This window comes from Aureisphaera sp. (genome assembly GCF_059726885.1).
Genome location: NZ_AP041051.1, coordinates 3,145,340 through 3,156,556, shown reverse-complemented (window position 1 = coordinate 3,156,556; position 11,217 = coordinate 3,145,340). Strand labels below are relative to the sequence as shown.

Below are 11,217 nucleotides of genomic sequence, written 5' to 3'. Positions count from 1 at the left end.
ATTTGAGAATAACATTCTTTTAACTTTTAATTACTGGTCGCTTTTTTGTCTGGACTACCGGAGTCCCCATGAAGAATGAACCAAAACGATTCCTGATCCCGCAACAAATGAATCGTATCATTATGTGCTTTGGTAATAAGCCGATCTCCTTTTTGTAAAATATCATGCAGGAATTTTCTTTTGGGTTCACTATTGTCATAAGCTACATCTATTATGTACTCATTATTGATACACAAAAAGCCCTTTACTTTCTTCACATTATATACTTCAATATCATAGTCTTCGTCGTAAGATATGTCTGAGCCACCTTTGCAAAAGGTTGAGCAACTTGAAACCGTAAATAATAATAGAATCAAAAACTTTTTCATATTTATCTTATCTGTTTTTAATAAAATCAATTAATTCTTCTGTTTTAAATGTATAACCGTAGTTGCCATTTGCACTCACTAAAAATCCTGGCACACCTACGCCTACAGTTGCACTTACACCAATCACAGCATTTTCAAATGTACCGTCGTTCGGATCCGGAGAAGGGGCAAAAGTAGCTCCGACCCCTAGGTCCAATCCATACACATTTACAGCAAAGTCGAGACCAAACCGTGCTCCTAAAAAGGTATCCACTTTTATGTCGCTAGCATGTCCTGTAAAATACAGTTCTCCAAAATTCACCCCTATAGAAATATCTAGACCGAATGCAACTGCTAGATCAGTCACCGGAACTGCTGTTCCAGCTGCTGGCCCCCTAAGGATCAACAAAACACCAGTAGATACATCGGCGCCTCCAGTTGGTCCGGCAATATCTCCATTAATTCCGAGCACCACTGCATCGGGACCCATTAAATGTCTTAATCTTCCGAAATACTTACCCGGGAAAGGCCAGATTGTTGCTTGCGCTCCTCTATGCAGTCCATGGTTCAAACCACTAACAATGATTCCGGTTGTAAATCCTTTAGCGAAACTTCCGCCCTGTATTTCACTTGTAATACCACTACTTATCCCCCCAGATGCAATTTGAGCACCCAAACCTAAAGGAGCCGTAATGGATGCTATTCCAGATGAAACCGCTCCATTAAGAGCTCCTTCACCAAAACTTCCTCCACCAATAGTGGAAGAAATCGTTCCTTGGAGAAAAGCATGCGAACCTGCCTGTAAAAATGCCTGGGTTGTAGCGCTTAAGGGGACTTGGTACGATATGGTCGCCCCAAAAATCGTTGCTGTAGCTGTGGTTGTAGCGCCACTTATAGCACTACCGATTCCTGCTGTAACAACACCCGTTATTCCTCCAATTGCAGCCCCGGTCAAAATATCTCCGAAATCAGCATTTGGGTTTGCAATTGCTGTAGAGACCCCTCCAACAATGGCTCCAATGGCAAATCCTGCGAGTATAGCAAACTCACCGTCAGGATCTACACTGGAAATAGGATTGTTATAAGCATATAGATAGGGACTGGCGAATTGATTTTTGGGATCTGGGTTAAACCAACGTCCCAAAGAGGCATCGTAATTTCGAGCTCCGAAATCATACCAATCCAAATCTAATTCTTCCTGCAATTGTGTGTCTGCAAACTTCCATTGCTGAGCTATCGCATTTCCACTTGAAGAAATATCTGTATTGTATCCTTTTTGTTTTAGACCGAAGGGATAATAGTTCGACTCCTCAATAATTTCTGAAGTAGTTACATTACCATCATTGTTCAAGTCTGCATATGACAATCGTACATTATTTACATGATCTTTATATTGGAATACGTATTGGTAGTCATTACCACTCGTTTTGTTTTTACCTCCATCTAGCGTAAAATCTGCTATAGGGTCGATATAACCTTCGGGTTGAGTGATAAACTGCAGCTGGTTGTTGTAATAGAGAATATTACCAGCATAGTGCGTAAGCGACAGTATACCGGATCCATCTACAACATTCTTCGCAATTTTATTACCTAACGCATCATATGTGTAGTAAATGGCAATGGTTTTACTTGTAGACCCAGAGGTGTTAAAATGTATACTCTTGGGCAAATTAAGATGATTGTAGTTTATATTTAATATACCTTTATTAGCATCGCTTTTAAGGTTGCCATTATCATCATATGTGTAATCTGGAGATCCAGTATTTTCATCGTTAAAGCCCAAATAATTATAGGGGTTTGAGGCGTTGTCTGCTACTTGTGTTAGACGGTTGCCATCGTAGGTATATACTAGGTTATCCCACTCAAAAGGATTGTTGGAGTCGTTATAGCCGTTTCTATTCATGGTTTTTATATTACCATTCAGATCATAGGTGACATTCCATAGATTTTGATATTCCACTTGATCAAGCAAGAGTCCCTTTCTACAGTGTGCTTTCGTAATACGTGATAGCTCATCATAGACATATCCATAACCACGCTTGTTGGTATCTGTATTCTTTGAACGCCAGATACTCTGAGCGATATCACCATTATACAAGGGCACTACCCCTGCTGTTCCTACATTACCTTCAACCTTATTGTAGTTGAGTCTAAACTTGAATAAGTCACTGGACGCCCAACCATCCATTTGTTCATTTACATCATTTATATTCGTAAGCCAACCTCGGATGTTATATTGGTAATCGACTTTTTGCAATGAAGTCTCGGTGTCCTCTGTCGCATATAAATAGAAATCCTGAACAGAGGCCCCTGGAGTTTTAAATGAAAGATCGCCTATTAAGGAATTGGGAGCCGCAAAGGGAAGTGTTTCATTATAAATGACTATGCCATTTTGAATATACTTCATAACCCCATCGCTCCATTCGATCGCAAATACATCATTGGCCTCATATGTTCCAGAATGCAATACTTGTAATTCATTTGTCAAGTAATTCCTAGATTTGATTTGAAATACAGACTCCTGTCCTAAGAATGTGTAATAATTGAAAAAATAGTCTAATTCATCAGCACCTGCCGAATTGCTTTGATCGTTCAATCCAACCTGGCTCCAACTATCAGCATTAGGGGTTTTCCAAGTGATTCCTCCATTTGCCTCCAATTGCCCCACAGTTATGAGTCCAGCATCAAAATTGTTGGACGTACCACTTTTGTATATAAGCGAAGTAGTGGGATTCACTACAACATTTACCAAATCATCATAACCATCTTCAAAAGGCTGTCCTCCTACCCTTTTAGTAACTAATTGACCTAATGCATTGTATTCGTTATTGGTAATGAGTTGAAGGTTATCTGTGCCTATTCTTTGCTGGTGTACCAATAGTCTATCCATATGATCATAGGAATAATAGTCCTTTGTAATTAGTGGCGAGCCCAGGCCTTTAGAATGGCTTGATTCTGTTTCCAATGTATTTCCGAAATAGTCCAGTCTATTCTTGATGATATCTGTTGTATTCAGGTATTGATTCTTTGATGAATTATAAATTACACGACCTTCTTCATCATAACCACTTAATGTGACAATCCAATCATTTGTATCCAATACCCTTACCCTGCTCACTACCGGCAGTCCTTTTGTTTCGACATTAGTAGAGACTCCAAAAACCGTTGGTGGCAATGATAAGCCAGCATGATCCACATAATCATCATAATAGTCTACTGTATGGATTGCTGTAATGTTTAATAAGAAAGTAGTATTATAGGTGTCGTTTGTATAGTAGATTGGTGTTCCAGCAACTGTTAGGGGTAACTCTCGTCGCTTTTCAAAAGGAACCCCAGAATAAGTATCTACCAAATTCTGTAAGCTTTCTCGCCCTGGGCTATAATCCACTATTCCAGTATAAGCTTTTCTTCCAAAAGCGTCATACTTTGTGAACATCCATTGTCCATTATTCCTAAGATTCAAGTCCTGGGTAAATACCGGTTGATCTAGACTATTGTAAACTACATACTCCCATTCTTTACCCGGGCTTTTCTTCTCAATTAGACGGTTTTGCTCATCATATCTATATTGAAATCCTAGTTTATCAATCCCGTTTTGGTCATAAGAAGTTGTTAGATCAATAGAAATCTCAACCGCAAAATTATCATATAAGTCACTAGATATGCGGTCTAAAACCAAGTCCCCATTTACTATGTTTAGGTCTCCGGCATGTATTTCGTCTCCCGACGATGTAACACCATATACTTTACCTAAGTAACGGTCTTCCAAGACGGGTGTAACTCCCAAGCTTTTTACAGTTTGTAATTTTAGTCTACTAGGGACTACTTGTGGAGGAGGTATTGCCTGTAATCGATTAATGCTCAACACGTCATCCTGGATTGAAAAAATCAATAAACCATTTACATATCCAAAGGATTCTATGAAGTCATTCATAGCCCAACTAGTTGTATAATCTGCGTATCCTGGTCCCGAGATATGGGCAAATTGTTCTGGCGTTAATTTATAGATCAATCTCCCCTGATCATCATGAACAAAATATGTAGAAACCTTAACTGCGCCAAAGCCACCCCCATCTACCCAAATATTTGACAGTACGGTGCGACCACTCTTATCAATAAAGTCTTCAGTAGTATTCAATAACCCATTGGTCCAGTTTTCATTCTTAACCACATTCTTGATTAGAACATTTTCCGGATAAAATCCATCCTCCTCTAGGGAAGGCTCTCCACCAGAGTCATAGACAACACGAAATAACCTCACCTCATCCTTTCCATTAGTGTCGTATTCGCTAATAATAGTGTGGTCACCAGACGCCTTCCAATCAGATCCAGGGTGGGCTGTTTTAATTACCTTATTTAGAGGCGAATCATCAAAAATCACCTCATTAAATGGGTTGGCATTGATTTCTGAATCAAAATCTTCTCCAAACATCCCGTAATAAAAAGAATTTAGGTCGGAGGTAATAATGCTTCCTGAATAATAATCTCCATTGTTTCCAGCAACTGAAAGAGGGAGATATTCCCTGGATTTCCTACCGAATTCGTCGTATTCAATATGGGTTACGAGATCTTCCCTGTTTCCACCAGCACGTAATCCAACATTTTGTTTAGGTCTATTAAGCCCATCAAAATAAGTGACACTCTCAATCTTATAATCATCCTCAACAATCCCATCTTGAGTTGCTACTTTGTACTTTGTTGTTTTTGTATAGTTTTCTGTATCGGTCTGGCCATACATTATGAATCCAAATACAAAAAAGTTTATTAGTAAGATACCGAATCTTTTCATATAAATAATGGTTTTTGCAAATTCGAAAAGGCTTTATCAATTCATCGGTAAACTTAGAATCAATGACTGAAATATTTGATGAAGAATAGGCTCTGTGTAACCAGATTGATGAAAGGAGGTGTCTGTTTTAATGAAAGTCGATCGAAGTGTTTATTCAACCAATTCAGTGACCATTTGAACTGCCACTATTAAAACAAAAGAAGAAATTAAATTGGTGATTGATATACCAATCTTGGAAAGAAAATGAATGTATTTAATCAAAAAAGAGAAATAGGGTACGTCTAATCATCTCCTTTTTTAAGCAACGTATTTTGCTCTTCTAACAGGCGCTCTATACTGGACAGGAGCTCAATGTCCTTGGGAGTTTCGACCGTTTTGTTCTTCGGATCTTCTGCCTTGGCCTTGAAGCGGTTCATCATCTTGACGACAACGAAAATGGTAAAGGCTATGATCACAAAATCGATAAGGACCTCTATAAGTTCTCCGTAGGCAATAGCCACTTCTTCCACTCCTTCCGTTGCTTCTCGCAATACGTATTTCTTGTTTCTGAAATTGACGCTGTCCGTTAAAAGTGACAAGGGAGGAAGAGCCACTTTCTTCACTATCACGGTCACGACATTATTAAAAGCAGTACCGATAATGATCCCAATGGCCATATCGATCATATTGCCCTTTACAGCAAAATTCTTGAACTCGTTAATGAAGTTTTTCATAACTAAAACAATGTAGTCTGCCCTTCGTCATCGTTGGCAGCTGGTGTGCTATCGTCGGAATTCGGACTTTCTTTGGGTTCGGTGGTAGGTGATACATCCGGCGTAACGGCTTCCTCTTCTATCACTTCCATTTCCTCAGCGGGTACTGGCGGAGCTTCTTCAAAGGGCAATGGGTCCAATTCGTTAATTTCCAACACCTTCCCTTTTGTTAGTTGATTCCCCATGGCGGATATTCCTTTGACCGAAATGAATTCTTCCAAATTTAACTCTAGATTCTCCTTACGGTCCTTACCCCGCTCTTTAACAAACACTACTTCTGCCATTGGACGATGTACAGTAAAAATGTGCTCTAAATACGATTTAGGATGATCTGTTATTATGCTATCTTCCCTATCTGGGTTGTCTATGAGAAAGCGTTTCACATAAAACAGTTCTTTTTCCCCTTCCCAATAAATGGCCGAAAGCGGCTTGTTGGGTATCCACTTTTCCAGTACAATCATATCATCATCAAAGTGCATGGTAACTTCGGGAATAGCCGTTTTTATCGCACCATTTTGTTTCACGATCAGCAACCTATCCTCACTTCGGAATTCGCCAAGCAATTCGCCCCTTCCATCCAAATTTAGGCGCTGAACCGTATCATCGAACCAAATTTTTCGTGGTTTAAGCGTAGATAGTCCCTTCTCTTTCAGCTCAATACGCTTTACGGGGTACTTAGTAACGATATTCCCTTTAGACGCACGTCCTTTCACCATAAGGTCTGCAAAATCCAGATCCCATTTCAGTTTTTTGATACTTCCACTCTGTCTGAGCAAGACCGTTACAATCTCTGCCTCACCATTAGGGTTGGCGGTAAAGTATAAAAGCTTGCTTCCTTTATTTCCTTGGGTAAGGTCGTATTCCTTATCCCTTGTTATGGAAGTGACGTTAAAACGCTTCACATAGGTGGCACCACGCGTCCCATCTTTATAGATCATATTATAGGTCGTGCGCTTATCCTTCTTTTTGAAAACAGCCGCATGAATAATACCCTTACCAATAAAGGTCTTTGTATCCACTTTGGTCACCATCATCTTCCCTTCTTGGGTAAAGACTATGATATCGTCTATATCGCTACAGTCCGTAACATACTCATCGCGACGCATGCTTGTTCCTATGAACCCTTCTTCGCGGTTCACATAGAGTTTGGTATTGCGAATGACTACTTTGGTTTTTTGAATATCATCGAACACACGGATTTCACTCTTACGTTCTTTTCCTTCGCCATAATCCTTCTTTAATCGCTTAAAATAATCTATGGAGTATTCTATAAGATGATCTAAATGGTGTTTTACTTTAGCTATACTGTCTTCTAAGGCGTCAATTTTTTGCTGTGCCTTATCGATGTCGAATTTGGAAATACGCTTGATTCGAATTTCTGTCAAACGAACAATATCTTCTTCAGTAACTGCACGTTTCAAATGCTTGACATGTGGCTTCAGGCCTTTGTCAATGGCCGAGATAACCCCTTCCCATGTTTCCTCTTCTTCAATATCCCGATAGATTCTGTTTTCAATGAAAATTCGTTCTAAAGAGGCAAAGTGCCATTGCTCTTCGAGTTCGTTCAGTTGAATTTCCAATTCGCTTTTCAGCAATTGCACCGTACGATCGGTAGAACGCCGTAACATCTCCGTTACTCCAATAAACAGGGGTTTATTGTCTTCAATAACACAACCCAAAGGTGAAATGGAAGTTTCGCAATTCGTAAAAGCATATAGCGCATCGATGGTCTTGTCCGGAGAAATCCCACTAGGTAAGTGTACCAATATTTCTACATCGGCAGCGGTATTATCCTCAATTTTCTTGACCTTAATCTTGCCTTTGTCATTGGCCTTCAAAATAGAATCGATCAAACTGGAAGTAGTGGTTCCAAATGGTATTTCGGTAATGACCAGTGTGGATTTATCCTGCTGATTCATTCGTGCCCTACTCCTTATCTTGCCACCGCGTAAGCCATCGTTATAGTTGGTTACATCTACTATACCACCGGTAGGAAAGTCAGGAACCAACGTAAAACGCTTTCCTTGTAAATGTTTGATGGACGCATCAATTAATTCAATAAAATTATGTGGCAGCACCTTTGTTGAAAGTCCAACGGCTATTCCCTCGGCACCCTGTGCCAATAGCAATGGGAACATTACGGGCAGGTTAATGGGCTCTTTCTTACGACCATCGTATGAGGCCTGCCATTCGGTGATTTTCGGATTATAGACCACATCCAAAGCAAACTTGGAAAGGCGGGCTTCAATATAACGTGAAGCAGCAGCACGGTCACCGGTTAATATGTTCCCCCAGTTTCCCTGGGTATCGATAAGCAAGTCTTTTTGACCAATTTGAACCATGGCATCCCCAATACTGGCATCTCCGTGAGGGTGGTACTGCATGGTATGCCCTACAATGTTGGCTACTTTGTTGTAACGACCATCATCCAAATCCTTCATGGAATGCATGATACGGCGCTGTACGGGTTTGAATCCATCTTCTATAGCGGGTACCGCACGCTCCAGGATTACATAACTGGCATAGTCCAAGAACCAGTCACGGTACATGCCGGTAACACGTGTTATGGTTTCACCGGATTCACCTTCGGTCATCCCAACATCCTCTCCATTTTCAGAAGCTAATTCTTCTGGGGTCAATTCTTCTTCGTTATGTTCGTTTTCGTCGTTCATAAAAAGACCGCCTCAAGGGCAGACTATATTATTGTATAGTTTAATTTTTTATTCTTCCACTTTATCAAGTTCGACCTTCAGGTTATCGATAATGAATTCCTGACGCTCTGGAGTATTCTTGCCCATGTAGAATTTCAATAATTCTTCAATGCTCATGGCCTTATCTAACATGACAGGATCCAGTCTGATATCTTCACCAATAAAATACTGAAACTCGTCTGGCGAAATCTCACCCAATCCCTTGAATCGAGTGATCTCTGGCTTCGGTTTTAGTTTCTCTATAGCATTAATCCGTTCCTGGTCGGTATAGCAGTAAATGGTTTCTTTTTTGTTCCGAACCCTAAATAAAGGGGTTTGAAGTATATACAGGTGTCCTTCCTTTATCAATTCAGGGAAAAACTGAAGGAAAAACGTAATGAGCAGCAAACGTATGTGCATTCCATCTACATCCGCATCGGTAGCTATTACGATATTATTATATCTTAAATCTTCTAGAGAGTCTTCAATATTGAGTGCCGCCTGTAATAAATTGAACTCCTCGTTCTCGTATACAATCTTCTTACTGAGGCCATAACTGTTAAGGGGCTTTCCTTTTAAACTGAACACCGCTTGGGTATTTACATCCCTACTCTTGGTAATACTTCCACTTGCAGAATCCCCCTCCGTAATAAACAAAGTGGTTTCTAGGCTCCTTTGGTTCTTTGTATCCCCTAAATGCACACGGCAGTCGCGTAGTTTCTTATTGTGCAGATTTGCTTTTTTGGCTCGCTCACGGGCTAATTTCCTAATCCCACTAAGTTCTTTGCGCTCCTTCTCCGCCTGTACTATCTTTTTCTGGATCTTTTCTGCTATCTCTGGATTCTTATGGAGATAGTTATCCAGTTGGGTTTTAATGAAGTCGTTTATATGCGTCCGCACTGTTGGTAGATCACCTCCCATTTCGGTAGATCCCAATTTGGTTTTGGTTTGACTTTCGAATACGGGCTCCATTACCTTGATGCTTATAGCTGCCACAATGGATTTCCGAACATCACTGGCATCGTAATTCCTACCGTAAAACTCACGAATGGTTTTTACAATGCTTTCGCGGAAGGCCGCTTGGTGCGTTCCTCCTTGCGTCGTATTCTGTCCATTTACAAAACTATGGTACTCTTCACTATACTGGGTACGACTGTGGGTAAGCGCAATCTCAATATCATTTCCGCGAAGGTGAATAACGGGATATAGCATATCCTCTTGGGACATATTATCCTCTAGCAGGTCTTTCAGTCCATTTTCGCTAAAGAATTTTTCCCCATTGAAATCTATTGTAAGTCCAGGGTTTAAGTACACATAATTCTTCAGCATCTTGCCTACATATTCCATACGGAATTTGTAGTTCTTGAAAATACTTTCGTCCGGGATAAAGGTAACCTTGGTTCCTTTTCTTTTCGAGGATTCCTCAAGGGAACCATCGTTGGTAAGTTCCCCCAGCTCGAATTCGGCACATTTCAACTTTCCATCACGTACCGATTCTACCTTGAAATAAGTAGACAGGGCATTTACAGCCTTGGTACCTACCCCATTAAGCCCTACCGATTTTTTAAAAGCTCGTGTATCGTACTTTCCCCCTGTATTCATTTTGGACACCACATCTACCACCTTGCCCAAGGGGATTCCACGACCATAATCCCGAACACGGACCTCTTTGTCCTTAATTCTAATCTCGATCGTCTTCCCTGCTCCCATCACGAATTCATCGATGGAATTATCCAATACCTCTTTCAATAAAATATAGATACCATCGTCCGGAGAAGAGCCATCCCCTAACTTCCCAATGTACATTCCAGGTCGCATACGGATGTGTTCCTTCCAATCTAAGGAACGAATATTATCTTCTGTATACTGGGTTTGCGACATATTGTAGGTTGAATAGAGGCTAATATAAAATTATGATGTAAAAACTGAAACCTAAACGAGGTAAAGTAATTAACAAAAATTGCATCAAATTGTTAAGAAAATGAGGCTCTGGCAATTGCAATCTTATGAAAATTGGCTACCTTGGTTCGACAACTTCTGAACTGATAAAAAATGAAAAAAATCATCGCTCTTTCAACTGTACTTTCCTTGTTTTTATTGTTCACTTCCTGTAACATGGGCAACAAGGGAGCTGAAGATTTGGACACATCGGATTTCAAGGTGGAATCGGCGTTGGAAATGTACCAAATTTCTATTCCCAAGTACATGAAGAAGTCCAACGATCTGAATTACGATGCATCCCTTCAATTTCAGAATATTTTCAAGGAAACCTATATCGCAATAATTGATGAGCCGAAAAATGATTTCGTAGAGGCCTTTAGGGATATTGAGGAATACAATGAAGAACAATCTGTCTCTGGGAACTACCGAAGTGCCCAGATGGATTATTTCACAGAGGGAATGACCATGGTAGAAAGAGGCACTCCCAAAAAGGTGAGCATTAATGGCATGGATGCAGAACAAGTGGAATTTACTGCCAGTGTACCTGAAGTGGATTATGATATTTACTACCTACTCACCTTTGTGGAAGGACGCGAAAATATCTATATGGTCATGCAATGGACCTTGGCTGAGTATAAGGAAACCTACAAGGGTACTTTTTATCAAATGATAGATACGTTTAAAGAGATCTAATTCTT

Annotated in this window: 6 protein-coding genes; 1 reads left to right on the top strand and 5 read right to left on the bottom strand. The window is 40.2% G+C overall.

Annotated features, from left to right (window positions below; translation table 11 throughout):
* Positions 1-26 precede the first annotated feature (26 nt).
* The 5 genes from AC6JAD_RS14195 to AC6JAD_RS14175 all read right to left on the bottom strand — a co-directional run bounded on the left by AC6JAD_RS14195 (position 27) and on the right by AC6JAD_RS14175 (position 10,459).
* Entirely contained in the window at positions 27-368 is a 342-nt protein-coding gene (locus tag AC6JAD_RS14195; RefSeq protein WP_461303011.1) for a hypothetical protein, read from the bottom strand.
* Positions 369-375: 7 nt separating this feature from the next.
* The gene (locus tag AC6JAD_RS14190) at positions 376-5,136 is read right to left on the bottom strand and encodes a DUF6443 domain-containing protein (protein WP_461303010.1); all 4,761 of its coding nucleotides are present in this window, start codon (positions 5,134-5,136) and stop codon (positions 376-378) included.
* Positions 5,137-5,417: 281 nt separating this feature from the next.
* Complete coding sequence (gene mscL, locus AC6JAD_RS14185) at positions 5,418-5,849, bottom strand: large-conductance mechanosensitive channel protein MscL (protein WP_461303009.1); 432 nt, start codon at positions 5,847-5,849, stop codon at positions 5,418-5,420.
* A 2-nt stretch (positions 5,850-5,851) separates the two neighbouring features.
* The gene (locus tag AC6JAD_RS14180) at positions 5,852-8,560 is read right to left on the bottom strand and encodes a DNA gyrase/topoisomerase IV subunit A (protein WP_461303008.1); all 2,709 of its coding nucleotides are present in this window, start codon (positions 8,558-8,560) and stop codon (positions 5,852-5,854) included.
* Between the two features lie 48 nt (positions 8,561-8,608).
* A complete protein-coding gene (locus tag AC6JAD_RS14175; protein ID WP_461303007.1) occupies positions 8,609-10,459 on the bottom strand; it encodes a DNA topoisomerase IV subunit B in 1,851 nt (616 codons plus the stop codon).
* A gap of 171 nt (positions 10,460-10,630) precedes the next feature.
* Between AC6JAD_RS14175 and AC6JAD_RS14170 the strand changes: the two genes are divergently transcribed.
* Positions 10,631-11,212: a hypothetical protein gene (locus AC6JAD_RS14170; RefSeq protein WP_461303006.1), complete on the top strand. Its 582-nt coding sequence runs from the start codon at positions 10,631-10,633 to the stop codon at positions 11,210-11,212.
* Positions 11,213-11,217: the final 5 nt, after the last annotated feature.